Genomic DNA, 15344 nt, shown 5'->3' with positions numbered 1-15344 from the left:
ATCGGCCTTTGAGGGTATCGGCCGAGGCGAGCGTGTCCGTCATCAAGGAGTGCGATGTTCAATTTTTTGCTTAACCCGTGGCGCAAGTGGCGTGCCTCCCGGCATGCCAGCCATCAACTCGATTCCATCCTGGCGCAGTTCGAGCCCACGCGCAGCCTGGCCGAACGCAACGAATGGCTGATCGAGCTGGCCTACTGGCTGCGCCGCGCCGATCGTCCCACCGGGGCGACCTCGGAATCGTGGCGCTATGCGCGTCTGCGTTATCTGCTGCAGGTGTTGGAGAACAATCCCGAGTTGGCCGAGCGCGTCGGGCAGACGCTGCGCGCCATCGTGCAGGACAACGACCCGGTATCGCTGCTGTGCGACACGGGGCTCTCGTCGCGCGCCGGTTTCTGGGGCGAACTGGTCGACCGCTGGCAGGCGCGCTTCCTGCCGCCCGCCCCCAATCAGCCGCAACTGGCCGCGCTGTTCGCGCTGCTGTTTGTCGGCCCGCATGACGCGCAGTGGGTGGACGGTCTGGACGACGAGTTGGTCACGCGCCTGCGCACGTTGTTCCGCACCGGCCTGACCGACGTAGACGAAACCGCTGGCCAGACGAGGCTGGAGCGCAGCCTGGGCATCAGCATCCAGATCCTGGTCAGCCAGGTGAGGGCGGCGGGGCTGTCGCGCGGCATTCGCACGCGCATGGAGTATGCGGAGGTCACCGATTCGCCGTTCTACCGTCTGGCCGATGCGGCCAACGCCATCTTCCTTGAGCGCCCGGACGAGGCGACTGTCAGTCCAGAACAAATCCCACAGCAGCTCAATTATTTCCGCGCGGTGCTGGACCAGTGCCGCGTCGCCACGGCCAGCGTTTACCAGCACCTGGACGAGAACGGCGTCTCCGTCGAGGTGGTGTTCCAGGTAGAGCGCATGAAGGCGTGGCTCGGCCGCATCGACTTGTTGCTCACGGCGTGGGCCGACGCGCGTGCCTCGCGCCGCTTCGTGCATCTGACGGCCGAATTGGTGTCGGCCAGCCAGCATCGCCGCAGCGTGGGCTACCTGATCCGCTCCACGTTTGCCGATCTGGCGCGCAAGGTGGTCGAGCGCTCTGCCGAGACTGGCGAGCACTACATCACCCGCGACGGTAAGGAATACGGCGCGATGGTGAAGGCGGCGGCCGGCGGCGGCGTCATCACGGCGGCCACGGTGTACATCAAGTTCTTCATTACCGGCGCGCATCTGAGCCGGGTTGCCGAAGGTTTTTTTGCGTCGATCAACTACGCGGCCAGCTTCCTCGGAATCCACTTCGCGCACTTCACGCTGGCGACCAAGCAGCCGGCCATGACGGCGCCCGCGCTGGCACACCGGCTTGATCAGGTGAGCCGCCCGGAGGGGCTGGACCGCTTCGTCGATGACACCGTCGCCATGATCCGCTCCAACGCGGCGGCGATTGCCGGCAACCTCGTGGCGGTGGCACCGGTGGCTTTTCTGGTGCAATGGATTGCCGGGCGGTTCTTCCATGCGAATCTGATCTCACCGGAAAAGGCAGTGGCGACCATCGATTCGTTTTCGATTCTCGGGGCCACGCCGCTGTACGCGATCTTCACGGGCGTGCTGCTGTGGGCGTCGAGCCTGGCCGCCGGCTGGGCCGACAACTGGTTCGCACTGCATCGCGTGCGTGACGTGATTGCCTACCACCGGCGGCTACGCTTCATGGTGGGCGAACGCGGCGCACATCGCATCGCCGAGTTCTGGAAGCGCAACCTCTCAGGCATTGTTGCCAACGTGTCGCTCGGCTTCATGCTGGGCTTGGGGCCGGAAATTGTGTCGTTCTTCGGGCCGCACGTGGAAGTGCGTCACGTCACGCTGTCGACCGGCGCCGTGGCAACCGCCGTGGGCGTGCTCGGGCCTGGCGTGATGCACACGGCTGCGTTCTGGCTGGCCGTCGCCGGTATCGCCCTGATGGGCGTGTTCAACGTGCTGGTGTCGTTTGCGCTGGCGTTCAACATGGCGATGCGTTCACGCAATCTGCAAGGGCTCGACCGCAAGCGCATCACCGGCGCGGTGTGGCGGCGCATCCTGCGCGATCCGCTTTGCCTGCTGGTGCCGCGCGCCCCGACCGAGGCTATACCGCCCGGTACCAGTACGCCGGCCTAGGGGGTATGCGTGGCGAGCGCATTCAGCTCGCTGCGGAAGGGAATGGACGGCTGCGCGCCCAGGCGCGTGACCGACAAGGCCGCTGCGGCCTGCCCGAACTGGATGGCCGCATCCGGCAGCGCGCCCTCGGCCAGTGCCGCGGCCAGCGCGCCGACGAAGGTGTCGCCGGCGGCGGTGGTGTCGATGGCGTGGGCGCTCGGTGCCGGCATCAGCACGCGCGTGGTGGCATCCACATAAGCGATGCCGTGTGCGCCCAGCGTGACGATGACGTGGCGTGCGCCTTGCGCGTGCAGGTCGGCCGCCGCGTCCAGCGCCGTTTCCGGCGAGTCGATCGGGCGGGCGGTCAGCAGTGCCGCTTCGGTTTCGTTCGGAATCAGGTAATCGCACGCCGCCAGCCAAGGCGTCGGCAGCGGGCCGATAGCCGGCGCCGGGTTCAGGATGACCGTCTTGCCCAGCCGCTGGCCCAGCTTGAGGGCGCATTCCACCGCGTCCGGTGGCGATTCCAACTGGCAGACGATCACGCGGGCGCGCTCGAACGCTGCCTGCTGCGCTTCGATCATGGCCGGCGTCAGCAACTGATTGGCGCCTGCCACGATGACGATGGTGTTCTGGCCACTGTTGGCCACCGTCACGCAGGCGATGCCGGTGGTCGCGCCGGCGTGCACCGTGACCATGGAGATCCCCACGCCCTCACGACGCAGGCCCTCGCGCAAGGCCGTGCCGTGCGCGTCGTCGCCCACGCAGCCGAGCATGGCCACGTGGCCGCCCAGGCGGGCAGCGGCCACGGCCTGATTGGCGCCTTTGCCGCCCGGGATGGTTTCCAGTGCGGGGGCCGCAACCGTTTGCCCAGGACGGGGCAGACGCGGCGTGCGGATGACGAGATCCATGTTGAGGCTGCCGACGATCAGCACGTCGGCAGCGGCGGGAGTGGAAGGGCGCTGGGCCACCATGGCGGGACTACATTGAGAGAGAAAGTGGTGTGGTCGGCGCGATCGAATCAAGCCGCGCGGGCCGGGCGCGCCGGCTCGGCGGTCGATTCACGCAGCGACAGGCGCGGCGGCAGCACGATGCGGCGCGCATGCGGCTCTTCGACCGGATGTCGCAGGGCGGCATCGCTCAGGTGCTCGAGCAGCGTCGTGGCTGTGGTTTCGCCAAGCTGGCGGATCGACTGGCCGACGGTGGACAGCGCCGGATAGACGTAGCGGCTCAATTCGATGTCGTCGAAGCCGATGATCGACAGCGCCTTCGGCACCGGAATGCCCAACTCAGCCGCCGCACGCAGCGCGCCGATGCCCATCAGGTCGTTGCTGGCGAAGATGGCGGTGGGTGTCTCGCCGGTGGTCAGCAACTCGCGTGCGGCACGGTAGCCGCCGGGGCTGGTGAAATCGCCTTCGGCCACGCGGGCGGACGTTTCCGGCACGCCGGCCTCGCGCAGCGCGCGGTGGAAACCCGCCAGGCGGCCCGCCGTTACGCTCAGTTCCGACGGCCCGCTGATGCAGGCGATGCGCCGGTGGCCGAGGTCCAGCAAATGCTTGGTTGCCAGATAGGCTCCTTCCTCATGATCGACCTGCACCTGATCCGCCTGGATGCCTTCGGTGGGGCGGTCGACCATCACCACGGGCAGAGCCGATTCGCCCAGCGCGTCGATCAACGCGTTATCCGGCCCGGCGCTGCTGACGATGATGCCGTCCACGCGCTTTTCCATCAGCACGCGCAGGTAATCGCGCTGCTTGCGCGGGTCGTCGTCGGAGTTGCAGAGGATGACGCTGTAGCCGGCGGCGGCGCACACGTCTTCGATGCCGCGTGCCAGCTCGGCAAAGTAGGGGTTGGTGGCGGTGGGTACCAGCACGCCGATGGTGCGCGTCGTGCGGTGCTTGAGCGAACGCGCCACGGCGCTGGGCACGTAGCGCGTCGCGCGGATGGCCTCTTCGACGCGCTTGCGTGTCTCAGAATTCACCGGCCTGGTGTTGTTGATGACGTGCGAGACGGTGGTGAACGAAACCCCGGCCAATGCGGCCACGTCCTTGATTGTTGCCATGTCGATCTCCTCTGTCTCGATTAGTGTTACTTGCTGCTGCTGCTGCTGCTGCTGCTGCTGCGGTGGCTGCGATAGGTATCCATGACCACGGCCGCAACGATGACCGCGCCCGTGATGATCCGTTTGGTGGGCTCCGAGGCACCGATCTGCGCGAGGCCGGCTTCGAGCACCGAGATGATCAGCACACCGAACAGCGTGCGCGCGACCGACCCGCGCCCGCCCATCAGACTGGTGCCGCCGATTACCACTGCGGCGATCACCTGCAGCTCCATCCCCACGCCCGCGTTCGGGTCCGCTGCCTCCAGGCGAGACACCTGGAACAGTGCGGCGAGTCCGGACAGCAGTCCCATCAGCGCAAATACTGCGATCTTGTACGGGCGCGGATTCACTCCCGCAAGCCGCACGGCCTCTTCGTTGGTGCCGATGGCGACGAGATAGCGTCCGAACACCGTGCGTACCAGCACGATCTGGCCGATGATCGTCACGGCAATCGCAATCAGGAACGACGGCGCGATGCCCAGCGCGATGGGATTGGCCAGCCAGTCGACTGCGCTGCCGATGTAGACCGTGCGCGAATCGGTCAGGCTGTAAGCGAGGCCGCGCGCCATCTCCAGCACGCCCAGCGAGACGATGAATGACGGGATGCCCCAGCGCACAGTGACCGTGCCGGTCAGTGCGCCGGCCGCCGTGGCCAGCACGACACCCGCCAGCGCTGCCGGCAGCAGGCCCCAGCCGAGCGTGGTCATGGCAATCGACAGCACCGATGCCGCTAGCGCCAGCACCGAGCCGACCGACAGGTCGATGCCGCCGATCATCAGGATGAAGGTCATGCCCACGGCCATCACCAGCAGGTCGGGAATCTCGTTGGCAATGGTGGTGAACGTGGGCAGTGTGAAGAACGTGGGCGACAGCGTGCTGAACAGCACCAGCATGGCCACCAGCGCGGCTACCAGCCCGCCGACGGCCCCGAGCGATATGCCCAGTGCGGTTCGTGCGCCGTTGGCCTTGATTGCCTCGGTCGTGCTGGCGGGGGGCGGCAGGGTGGAGTCAGAGCGCATCGGCGGTCTCAGGTGATGACTTGGGGGCCGGCGGGGCGGACTCGCCGAAAGCGGCGGCGAGCAGGGCGTCCTGGCTCCAGCCGTCGCGTTGGAAGACATGCATGAGGCGCCCGGCGCGCATGACGCCGATGCGGTCACACAATTGCATGAGTTCGCGCAGGTCGCTCGACACCACGACGAGCGCCTTGCCGCGCGCGGCCAGCGCGTCGAGCAGGGCGTAGATATCGAACTTGGCGCCCACATCTACACCGCGCGTGGGTTCATCGAACAGCAGCACGGGTGTGCCGCGCTCCAGCCAGCGGGCAATCGCCACCTTTTGCTGATTGCCGCCCGACAGTTCACCCACGGGTTGCGACGGCCCAGCGCAACGGATGCGCAGCCCACCAATGTGCCGTTGCGCCAGCGCCCGCTCGCGCGCCGGTTGCAGCCAGCCGCGCCGGGTCACCGCAGGCATGTTGCCCAGTGCCATGTTGGTGGAGACGGCCAAGCCCAGCATCAGGCCTTCGTCCTTGCGGTCTTCGGTGAGCAGGCTGATGCCGTGGCGTACCGCGTCACCGGGCGAGCGGATGCGCGCCGGTTTGAGCGGCGAGCCGACCTCGATCGTGCCTGCGTCCGCGCGGTCCGCGCCGAAGATCAGGCGCAGCAGTTCCGTGCGCCCGGCGCCCACCAGCCCGGCAATGCCGAAGATTTCGCCCGGCGCCACTTCGAACGACACGTCGCGCACGGCCGGCGCGCGCGTGAGGCCTGTCACGCGCAGGGCTGGCGAGCCGTCACCAGGCCACGATTGACGCGCCGGACGATCGCCTTCGGACGAGGCAGCAACATCGCGCCCAACCATTGCCTGGATCAGCGCATCCTGCGTGACGGTGGCAGCCAGTGCATCGGTGATGAGCTTGCCGTCACGCAGCACGACGATGCGGTCGGCGATGCGGGCCAGTTCATCCAGGCGGTGGGAGATATAGATGACGGCCACGCTCTCGCGACGCAGCGCGTCGATGCGCTCGAACAGCGTGGCGCTTTCGTGTGCGCTCAGCATGGCGGTCGGCTCGTCGAGGATCAGCACGCGGCAGGCGCTGGCTAGCGCACGAGCGATCTCGATCATCTGCCGGTGGCCGATGCCGAGCATGTGCACGGGCGTCCACGGGTCGAGGTCCAGGCCGACGCGCGCGAGCGCTTGCTCGGCTTGGCGGCGCAGCGTGGTGCGGTCGACAAAGCCCAGCCGGCGCGGCAGCTCACCAAGAAACAGGTTCTCGGCCACCGTGAGCGTGGGCACCATGCTCAGTTCCTGCAGCACCATGCGCACGCCCAGCGCTTCGGCGGCGCTGCGCGAGGCCGGGGCATACAACGCGCCCGCCAGCGTCATCGAACCCGATGTCGCCGTCTCCAGCCCGCAGAGGATCTTGGAGAGCGTGCTCTTGCCTGCACCGTTTTCGCCCGTGAGTGCGAGCACCTCGCCGGCGTGCACGCCAAGATCGATCTCGCGCAGCACAGGGGCAGCGTAGTGCTTGCTGAGGGCCGAGGCGCGCAGCAGCGGCGGGCGCGGTTCATAGGCGGCAGACATGGCTGGCGGCGGCTGGCTTGTCTGCTTACGTGCGGGTGACGAGATTGACCGGCGTCTCGACCACCCCCGTCAACTTTGCCTGCGGTGTCTTGGCAGCCAGGGCTTTCAGGGCGGTCTCGATGCCGTACACGGCCTGCTGGCTGGCGTGCTGATCTGCCGTGGCCACCACGCGCCCGTCGGCCAGCATGGCCTTGATGGCATCGATGTTGTCGTAGCCGCCGATCAGCACCTTGCCGATCTTGCCCGCCGCACGCACGGCCGACACGGCGCCGATCGCCATGTTGTCGTTGCCGCACAGCAGGGCCTTCAGGTCAGGCTGGGCGCGCAGCATGGCTGCGGCCACCTTGTTGCCCTTGTCGATCTCCCACTCGCCAGACTGCACGCTGGCGATCTTCAGCTTGGCGGCCTCGACGGCGTCCTTGAAGCCGGCGCTGCGTTGCTGGGCGTTGGTGGTGGTCGGAATGCCCTCGATGATGCCCACCGCATCGCCCGGCTTGAGCGACTTGGCAACGAAGTCGCCCACCAGGCGCGCGCCCTTGCGGTTGTCCGGGCCGACGAACGGCACGTTCAAACCTTTTTCCTTGAGTGCGTCCGGGTCCAGCCGGTTGTCAATGTTGATGACGATGATGCCCGCGTCTACGGCCCTTTTGACCACCGGCACCAGCGCCTTGGAATCGGCCGGCGCCAGCACCAGCGCATCGACGCGCGAGACGATCATCTGTTCGACCAGACGGATCTGGCCACCGGTGTCGGTTTCGTCGCGGATGCCGTTGGCCAGCAGCGAATATTCCGAGGCGTGCTCCTTCTGGTGGGCGCGCGCGCCGTTCTCCATGGTCAGGAAGAACTCGTTGGCTAGCGACTTCATCACCAGCGCCACCTTGGGCGGCTGGTTGGCGGCATGCGCCAATGAAAACGGGAAGGGCAGAGCAAGGGCTACAGCAGAGCCCGCACCGAGTTGCAGGGCGCGGCGACGGCGAATATCCATGGTGTCTCCTCCAGGAGGGGCCGGTCTGGGGCTGGGGTGGGTGCGGTCGTCGTTGCCCTAAGGGGGTTTGTAAGGGTAATCGCGCCGTGTTGTTCGCAAACGTTTGCGTGCATCCCGTAGTCTCGGCGGCTGCGTAACAAAAGTCAATGAATTTAAGTCGTCCACTGCATAAGTGAAAACCCGCGGTGATCAGGCTTCGCGCATGGGGCTTGCAAGGTGCGGTGCGATACCCCTATCCAACGTGGTTGATTGTTTTGGTCCACAATACGGCCTGCCGCGCGGCTGCCCGATTGGACGGGCCCGGCAAAGCCCCTTGCTGCGGCGCGGAATCCCCCGACACCTTAGTTGACCGATTTTGTCGGGTTCCTTTATACTTGAGCAAAACGATCAGGTATTTCCCCGACGCCATGAGATTGACCACCAAAGGCCGCTTCGCGGTCACCGCCATGATTGACTTGGCGCTGCGCCAAGAGCAAGGTCCGGTCACGCTGGCTGGCATTAGCCAGCGCCAGAAGATTTCGCTGTCGTACCTTGAGCAACTCTTCGGCAAACTGCGCCGCCACGAAATCGTGGAAAGCGTGCGCGGCCCTGGCGGTGGCTACAGCCTCGCGCGCCGTGCTGACGACGTCACCGTTGCCGACATCATCATCGCCGTGGACGAACCCCTGGACGCCACTCAATGCGGCGGTAAGGGCAACTGCGGTGGAGAAGAGCACACCGGCCGCTGCATGACGCACGATCTGTGGGCGACGCTCAACCAGAAGATGGTCGAGTACCTCGATTCGGTATCGCTGCAGAACCTGGTCGACCAGCAACGCGAACGCCAGCCCGAAGTGCTGCAGGACATGCGCGAAGCGCGTCCGGCTCGCCGTGAACGCACGCCGGCCCGCGCCCGCGCTGCAGACACACCGGCCACGCAGGTGCCGGCCGAGCCGGTCAAGCGTGCCCCGCTGGTCAACTCCGTTTTCAGCCTGGCGCAATCATGATTGCGCCGGTCTAAGGCCCGGTCATAGAAGCCGGTCCGCACAGAACATCGCCCCCCACACAAGGCAGACAAGACAATGAGCACCCTGCATCTTCCCATCTACATGGACTATTCCGCGACGACGCCGGTGGACCCGCGCGTGGTCGACAAGATGATCCCGTACCTGCGTGAGAGCTTCGGCAATCCGGCTTCGCGCAGCCATCCGTTTGGCTGGGAAGCTGAAAAGGCTGTCGAGATCGCGCGCGAGCAAGTTGCCGCCCTGGTGAATGCCGACCCGCGCGAGATCGTGTGGACGTCCGGCGCGACCGAATCCGACAATCTTGCGATCAAGGGTGCGGCCAACTTCTACAGCAGCAAGGGCAAGCACATCATCACCGTCAAGACCGAGCACAAGGCGGTGCTGGATACGACGCGTGAACTGGAGCGTCAGGGCTTCGAAGTGACGTATCTGGACGTGAAGGACAACGGCCTGATCGACATCGACGTCTTCAGGCAAGCCATCCGCCCGGACACCATCCTGGCCTCGGTGATGATGGTCAACAATGAGATCGGCGTCATCCAGGACATCGAGCAGATCGGCGAGATCTGCCGTGAGAAGGGCGTGATCTTCCACGTCGACGCCGCACAGGCGACGGGCAAGGTCGAGATTGATCTGCAGAAGCTGAAGGTCGACCTGATGTCGTTCTCGGCACACAAGACGTATGGCCCGAAGGGTATCGGCGCGCTGTATGTGCGTCGCAAGCCGCGTATCCGCATCGAAGCGCAGATGCACGGCGGCGGCCACGAGCGCGGCATGCGTTCGGGCACGCTGGCCACGCACCAGATCGTCGGCATGGGTGAGGCCTTCCGCATTGCCAAGGAAGAAATGGCCACCGAGAACGAGCGTATCCGCATGCTGCGCGATCGCCTCTATCGCGGTCTGAACACGATGGAAGAGGTGTATGTGAACGGCGACATGGAAGCCCGCGTGCCGCACAACCTGAACATCAGCTTCAACTTTGTGGAAGGCGAGTCGCTGATCATGGCGATCAAGGATGTCGCCGTGTCGTCGGGCTCGGCCTGCACGTCGGCCTCGCTGGAGCCGTCATATGTGCTGCGTGCCCTGGGCCGCAACGACGAGCTGGCACACAGCTCGATCCGCTTCACGGTGGGCCGCTTCACGACGGAAGAAGAAGTGGACTACGTGGTCGAACTGCTCAAGAGCAAGATCGGCAAGCTGCGCGACCTGTCCCCGCTGTGGGAGATGTACAAGGACGGCGTGGATCTGAACAGCATTCAATGGGCGGCGCATTGAGCGCGGCGTTTGAGAAACAACGGCGCCCCCGCGCCAGCCAACGATTGAAAGAGGTGTGAAATGTCTTACAGCAACAAGGTTCTGGACCATTACGAAAACCCGCGCAACGTCGGCTCCTTCGACAAGGGCGACGACACGGTTGGCACCGGCATGGTCGGCGCGCCCGCTTGCGGCGACGTGATGAAGCTGCAGATCAAGGTCAACGAGCAGGGCGTGATCGAAGACGCGAAGTTCAAGACTTACGGCTGCGGCTCGGCCATCGCCTCGTCGTCGCTGGTGACGGAGTGGGTGAAGGGCAAGACGCTGGACCAGGCGCTGGAGATCCGCAACACGGCCATCGCCGAAGAATTGGCGCTGCCGCCGGTGAAGATCCACTGCTCGATTCTGGCCGAAGACGCCATCAAAGCGGCCGTGGCCGACTACAAGGAAAAGCACGGCACCGCCGAGCAGAAGGCTGCCTGAGCCGCATCGTTAGCGTTAGAAGAGGAAGTCGCATGATCACCCTGACCGACAAGGCCGCGCAGCATGTCTCCCGCTACCTTGCCCGCCGCGGCAAGGGCGTGGGCCTGCGCGTGGGCGTGAAGACCACCGGTTGCTCGGGCCTGGCGTACAAGCTCGAATACGCCGACGAGATCGCCGCCGAAGACCAAGTGTTCGAATCCAACGGCGTCAAGGTGATCGTCGATCCGAAGAGCCTGCCGTATATCGACGGCACCGAGTTGGACTACGCTCGCGAGGGGCTGAACGAGGGCTTTCGCTTCAACAACCCGAACGTGAAGGACGAGTGCGGCTGCGGCGAATCGTTCCGCGTGTGAGGCGTTGAAACAAGCGATTGTCGGTTTTGAGCGGGACGAGGAAGGCCACTGGGTCGCTCGTCTTGCCTGCGGACACGGGCAGCACATGCGCCACGATCCGCCTTGGCAGCAACGGCCCTGGACCGAGACCGAGGCAGGGCGCGCCGGCAAGATCGGCGTGGTGGTGGAGTGCCTGAAGTGCGATCGGGAAGAGCCGGTCGAGTAGCAACACCAAGGCGGCGCGGCCGCTTTTTTTATTCATGAATCCCGGCGATACGCATTTTTCCCTGTTTGGCCTGCCCGAGCATTTCGAGGTGGATGACGACGCGCTGAACGCGGCGTATCGCACCGTGCAGTCGCAGGCGCACCCGGACCGCTACGCGCACGCCGGCGACGCCGAACGCCGTGTCGCCATGCAATGGGCCACGCGCGCCAACGAGGCGTATCAGACGCTGCGCGATCCGCTTAGGCGCGCCACATATCTGCTGCATCTGCGAGGCATCGACGTGCAGGCCGAGAACAACACCGCCATGCCGCCGGCCTTCCTGATGCAGCAACTGGAGTGGCGCGAAGCGCTGGGCGACGCTAAGGCCGAACGCAACGTCGACGCATTGGACGATCTGCTCGGCATGCTGCGTCAAGAAAAGCGCACGCGCTATCAGGCGCTGGCAGGCTTGCTGAATGGCGATGGCAACAGCGCCGCAGCGGCAGACGCCGTGCGCCAGTTGATGTTCATTGAAAAGATCGAACGCGACACCGCCGAGGCTATCGACCGGCTGGACGACTAGAACGAACACGAGACCCCCATGGCATTACTGCAGATTTCCGAACCTGGCGAATCGCCCGCGCCGCACCAGCGCCGTCTGGCGGTGGGCATCGACCTGGGCACGACCAACTCGCTGGTGGCCTCTGTGCGCAGCAGCGTGCCGGAAGTGTTGCCCGATGATCAGGGCCGCCCGCTGCTGCCGTCGGTGGTGCGCTATCTGCCGGCCGGCGGCGCGCATATCGGCTACAAGGCCCAGGCCGAGGCCGTGCGCGACCCGAAGAACACCATCATCTCAGTCAAGCGCTTCATGGGCCGTGGGCTGAAGGACGTTGCCCACATCGAGAACACGCCCTACGACTTTGTCGACGCCCCAGGCATGGTGCAGCTCAAGACCGTGGCCGGCGTGAAGAGCCCCGTGGAAGTGTCGGCGGAGATTCTCGCCACGCTGCGCCAGCGCGCGGAAGATACGTTGGGCGATGAGCTGGTCGGTGCCGTCATCACCGTGCCGGCGTACTTTGACGACGCGCAGCGCCAGGCGACCAAGGACGCCGCCAGGCTGGCCGGCCTGAACGTGCTGCGCCTGCTGAACGAACCGACCGCCGCTGCCATCGCCTACGGCCTCGACAACGCCGCTGAGGGCGTCTACGCGGTCTACGACCTGGGCGGAGGCACGTTCGACATCTCCGTGCTCAAGCTGACCAAGGGCGTGTTCGAAGTAATGTCGACCGGCGGCGATTCGGCGCTGGGCGGCGACGATTTCGATCAGCGCATCGTCTGCTGGATTGTCGAGCAGGCCAGTTTGCAGCCGCTGTCGGCCGAAGATACGCGCCTGCTGCTGAACAAGGCGCGGGCAGCCAAGGAGTGGCTGTCCACCGCTGACAGCACCGAGGTCGATGCCGTACTGTCCACCGGCGAGACCGTCCACCTCTTGCTGACTGCCGATACCTTCGCCGAACTGACCGCCAATCTCGTGCAGAAGACGCTGGCGCCGGTGCGCCGCGCGCTGCGCGATGCGGGCGTCACGACAGAAGACGTGAAAGGCGTCGTGCTGGTGGGCGGTGCAACGCGCATGCCGATCATCCGCCGTGCCGTGGGCCAACTGTTTGGGCGGACGCCGCTCACGAACCTCGATCCCGACCAGGTGGTCGCCATTGGTGCTGCCATGCAGGCCAACCTGCTGGCCGGTAATCGCGCGCCGGGTGAAGACTGGTTGCTGCTCGACGTGATCCCGCTGTCGCTGGGGGTGGAGACGATGGGCGGCCTGGTCGAGAAGATCATCCCGCGCAACAGCACGATTCCGGTAGCGCGTGCGCAGGAATTCACTACCTTCAAGGATGGCCAGACCGCCATGGCGATCCACGTGCTGCAGGGTGAGCGTGAACTGGCGAGCGATTGCCGCTCGCTGGCGCGCTTCGAGTTGCGCGGCATCCCGCCGATGGTGGCGGGCGCGGCGCGCATCCGCGTGACGTATCAGGTGGACGCGGACGGGTTGCTGTCGGTCTCCGCGCGCGAGACGGTGTCGGGCGTTGAAGCGTCGATTACTGTGAAGCCGTCATACGGCCTGGGCGACGACGACATCGCGCGCATGCTGCAAGAGGGTTTTCAGTCCGCCGAAGACGACATGCGCCGCCGCGCGCTGGCCGAAGAGCGCGTCGAGGGCGAGCGCCTGCTCGAAGCGCTCTCGCACGCGCTGGAAGCCGACGGCGATCTGCTGTCTCCGGAGGAGCGTGCCGCGATCGACGCCGAAATTATCGCGTTGCGCACCACGATGCAGGGCGAGGATCACCGTGCCATCAAGGATGCCGTCGACGCGCTGTCGCACGGCACCGATGAATTCGCCGCCCGCCGCATGGACCGCGGCATCCGCAAGGCATTGGCCGGCAAGCGTATCGAGGAACTGGGCTGACCTGCTGCCTCTCCCATTACTGATCAAACGAGTTTTTCATGCCACAAATCGTCGTCCTTCCTCACGTCGAATACTGCCCGGAAGGGGCCGTGATCGAAGCTAAGACCGGCACGAGCATCTGCGATGCGCTGCTGGACGCTGACATCGAGATCGAGCACGCTTGCGAGAAGTCGTGCGCCTGCACCACGTGCCACGTGATCGTGCGCGAGGGTTTCAATTCGCTGGAGGAGGCCACCGAGAAGGAAGAGGATCTGCTCGACAAGGCCTGGGGGCTGGAGCCGAACTCGCGCCTGTCGTGCCAGGCCAAGGTGGCAGACGAAGACCTGACCATCGAGATCCCGAAGTACACCATCAACCATGCCAAGGAAAACCACTGAGAGCCCGCTCACGATCCTGCTGCGCGGCCCGATCTTGGCCCTGTGATGCTCGCCGTGCTCATTTACGGCTGCGCTTCTCGGACCAACCCCGGGCTGCTCGCTACGGATCGTGAACAGGTTCTGAGTGGAGGAGAGCCCCATCATGAAGTGGAATGACATTCAGCAGATTGCCGAAGCGCTGTACGACAAATTCCCGGACGCGGATCCGACCAAGCTCAACTTTGTCGACCTGCACAACAAGGTCGTGGGCCTGGACGGCTTTGACGACGATCACAAGCGCGGCGGCGAGAAATTCCTTGAGGCGATCCAGCAGGCGTGGATCGACGAGGCGGAATAAGTGCATCGCTCGTCGATATGCGGACATGAAAAAACCGGCCCGAAGGCCGGTTTCTTTTTTGAGCGGAGGAGGCGAATCAGCCTGCCACCAGCGAGCCGTTCTCGACGTGCACCCGCTCACCAGGCTGGAAGCCCGGCGCAGCCTTGTAGGTGAAGCTGCGGTTCGTGCCATTGTCCATGCGCACATTCACGCGGTATTGGGTGTCGCGGCTGTAGTAGTTCTCCGCCACGTGGCCCCCATAACCGCCCGCTACTGCGCCGCCCACCGTGGCGAGCGTGCGGCCGTTGCCGCGGCCGATCTGGTTACCCAGCAGGCCGCCCACCACCGCGCCGCCGATCATGCCCAGGCCAGTTTCCTTGCCTTGCGTGGTGATCGGGGTGATCGACGTCACATGGCCGGCGTACGGGTTGGCGGCCGGGCGTGGCTGCGTTTGTGCGTAGCTCGGGCTGGTCGACGGGGCGCGCTCAGCGTAGGACGGTTCGCGGGACGGAGCCCGAGCGGGCGCCACGTTTTGCGTCGGATAGGTATTCGCGCCTTGGACCGCGCCTTGCGCCGGGTATGGCGCGGCCTGATTCGGCTGCGTGGTCTGGCCAGGCGCAGCCAGTGCCAGCGGTGCAGTAGAGCCGGCCGGTGCCGTCGACGACTGCGCGGCCACGTTCGGATCGGTGCTGCCTTGCGTGGCCTTCGAGATCGGCAACACGCCGGTGATGGCGGCCACAGCCGTCAGGCTGGCGATGATTACGGCAACGGCAGCCGTGGCCACCAGCGGATGCATGCGGCGCGACGATGCGGGTACCTGGCCCGGCGACGTGCCGCCGTACGGTTGGCTTTGGTTCGATTGGCGGTTGTTGTTCATCATCGTTCTCCTGCAGCCGTGATCGGTTCGGCCCCTTCGATGTTGACAGTGTGGTGGATCACCCGAACGGATGCCGTTTTAAATTGTAAGCATCTGTAGCGTAAATTTTGTTCAAGAAATCAAAGGGTTACGCCACTTCAACATCTATTGTGAAGGCGAGGGGATGTTACAAATCGCAGGGGAGGCGTGCGAATTGCGCCTGCGCGCCAAACAAAAATGCCCCCGAAGGGGTAATGCCGTTCAGTTAA

Annotated in this window: 16 protein-coding genes; 10 read left to right on the top strand and 6 right to left on the bottom strand. The window is 65.3% G+C overall.

What is annotated here, in order from left to right; all coding sequences use genetic code 11:
• Positions 1 to 54 precede the first annotated feature (54 nt).
• Positions 55 to 2139: a site-specific recombinase gene (locus B4F51_RS08715; protein ID WP_296224785.1), complete on the top strand. Its 2085-nt coding sequence runs from the start codon at positions 55 to 57 to the stop codon at positions 2137 to 2139.
• Here the strand turns inward: B4F51_RS08715 and rbsK are convergent.
• The 5 genes from rbsK to B4F51_RS08690 are packed head-to-tail and all read right to left on the bottom strand — an operon-like array spanning position 2136 to position 7781.
• Positions 2136 to 3089, bottom strand: coding sequence for a ribokinase (gene rbsK, locus B4F51_RS08710; protein ID WP_296224783.1), 954 nt, complete (start codon positions 3087 to 3089; stop codon positions 2136 to 2138). The genes B4F51_RS08715 and rbsK overlap by 4 nt on opposite strands.
• A gap of 47 nt (positions 3090 to 3136) precedes the next feature.
• The gene (locus B4F51_RS08705) at positions 3137 to 4177 is read right to left on the bottom strand and encodes a LacI family DNA-binding transcriptional regulator (protein ID WP_296224782.1); all 1041 of its coding nucleotides are present in this window, start codon (positions 4175 to 4177) and stop codon (positions 3137 to 3139) included.
• A gap of 26 nt (positions 4178 to 4203) precedes the next feature.
• Complete coding sequence (locus tag B4F51_RS08700; protein WP_296224780.1) at positions 4204 to 5235, bottom strand: ABC transporter permease; 1032 nt, start codon at positions 5233 to 5235, stop codon at positions 4204 to 4206.
• Positions 5225 to 6796, bottom strand: a complete 1572-nt coding sequence (locus B4F51_RS08695; RefSeq protein WP_296224779.1) for a sugar ABC transporter ATP-binding protein — start codon at positions 6794 to 6796, stop codon at positions 5225 to 5227. Before B4F51_RS08695 ends, B4F51_RS08700 begins: the two co-directional genes overlap by 11 nt.
• 25 nt (positions 6797 to 6821) lie before the next feature.
• Positions 6822 to 7781, bottom strand: a complete 960-nt coding sequence (locus B4F51_RS08690) for a sugar ABC transporter substrate-binding protein (protein WP_296224778.1) — start codon at positions 7779 to 7781, stop codon at positions 6822 to 6824.
• Between the two features lie 407 nt (positions 7782 to 8188).
• Here B4F51_RS08690 and iscR point away from each other — a divergent pair, with 407 nt between their 5' ends.
• The 9 genes from iscR to iscX all read left to right on the top strand — a co-directional run bounded on the left by iscR (position 8189) and on the right by iscX (position 14240).
• Entirely contained in the window at positions 8189 to 8767 is a 579-nt protein-coding gene (gene iscR / locus B4F51_RS08685; protein ID WP_296224776.1) for a Fe-S cluster assembly transcriptional regulator IscR, read from the top strand.
• 75 nt (positions 8768 to 8842) lie between these two features.
• Positions 8843 to 10060 (top strand): IscS subfamily cysteine desulfurase, encoded by a 1218-nt coding sequence (locus B4F51_RS08680; RefSeq protein ID WP_296224774.1) that lies wholly within the window; start codon positions 8843 to 8845, stop codon positions 10058 to 10060.
• A 60-nt stretch (positions 10061 to 10120) separates the two neighbouring features.
• Positions 10121 to 10522 (top strand): Fe-S cluster assembly scaffold IscU, encoded by a 402-nt coding sequence (gene iscU, locus B4F51_RS08675; RefSeq protein ID WP_296224772.1) that lies wholly within the window; start codon positions 10121 to 10123, stop codon positions 10520 to 10522.
• 32 nt (positions 10523 to 10554) lie between these two features.
• Positions 10555 to 10875 (top strand): iron-sulfur cluster assembly protein IscA, encoded by a 321-nt coding sequence (gene iscA / locus B4F51_RS08670; protein WP_296224771.1) that lies wholly within the window; start codon positions 10555 to 10557, stop codon positions 10873 to 10875.
• Positions 10876 to 10879: 4 nt separating this feature from the next.
• Positions 10880 to 11080: a DUF3565 domain-containing protein gene (locus B4F51_RS08665; RefSeq protein WP_296224769.1), complete on the top strand. Its 201-nt coding sequence runs from the start codon at positions 10880 to 10882 to the stop codon at positions 11078 to 11080.
• A 34-nt stretch (positions 11081 to 11114) separates the two neighbouring features.
• Complete coding sequence (gene hscB / locus B4F51_RS08660) at positions 11115 to 11642, top strand: Fe-S protein assembly co-chaperone HscB (RefSeq protein WP_296224767.1); 528 nt, start codon at positions 11115 to 11117, stop codon at positions 11640 to 11642.
• 18 nt (positions 11643 to 11660) lie between these two features.
• Entirely contained in the window at positions 11661 to 13526 is a 1866-nt protein-coding gene (hscA, locus tag B4F51_RS08655; protein WP_296224765.1) for a Fe-S protein assembly chaperone HscA, read from the top strand.
• 38 nt (positions 13527 to 13564) lie between these two features.
• Entirely contained in the window at positions 13565 to 13903 is a 339-nt protein-coding gene (gene fdx, locus B4F51_RS08650; RefSeq protein ID WP_296224763.1) for an ISC system 2Fe-2S type ferredoxin, read from the top strand.
• Positions 13904 to 14045: 142 nt separating this feature from the next.
• A complete protein-coding gene (gene iscX, locus B4F51_RS08645; RefSeq protein ID WP_296224762.1) occupies positions 14046 to 14240 on the top strand; it encodes a Fe-S cluster assembly protein IscX in 195 nt (64 codons plus the stop codon).
• 76 nt (positions 14241 to 14316) lie between these two features.
• On the opposite strand, the gene B4F51_RS08640 is transcribed toward iscX, so the two are convergent.
• Positions 14317 to 15096: a glycine zipper 2TM domain-containing protein gene (locus tag B4F51_RS08640; protein ID WP_296224761.1), complete on the bottom strand. Its 780-nt coding sequence runs from the start codon at positions 15094 to 15096 to the stop codon at positions 14317 to 14319.
• Positions 15097 to 15344 lie beyond the last annotated feature (248 nt).

This window comes from Ralstonia sp. UBA689 (assembly GCF_002298975.1).
GTDB lineage: Bacteria > Pseudomonadota > Gammaproteobacteria > Burkholderiales > Burkholderiaceae > Ralstonia.
The sequence above is the reverse complement of the archived record's forward strand: the minus strand, read 5'-3'. Positions and strand labels throughout refer to the sequence as shown.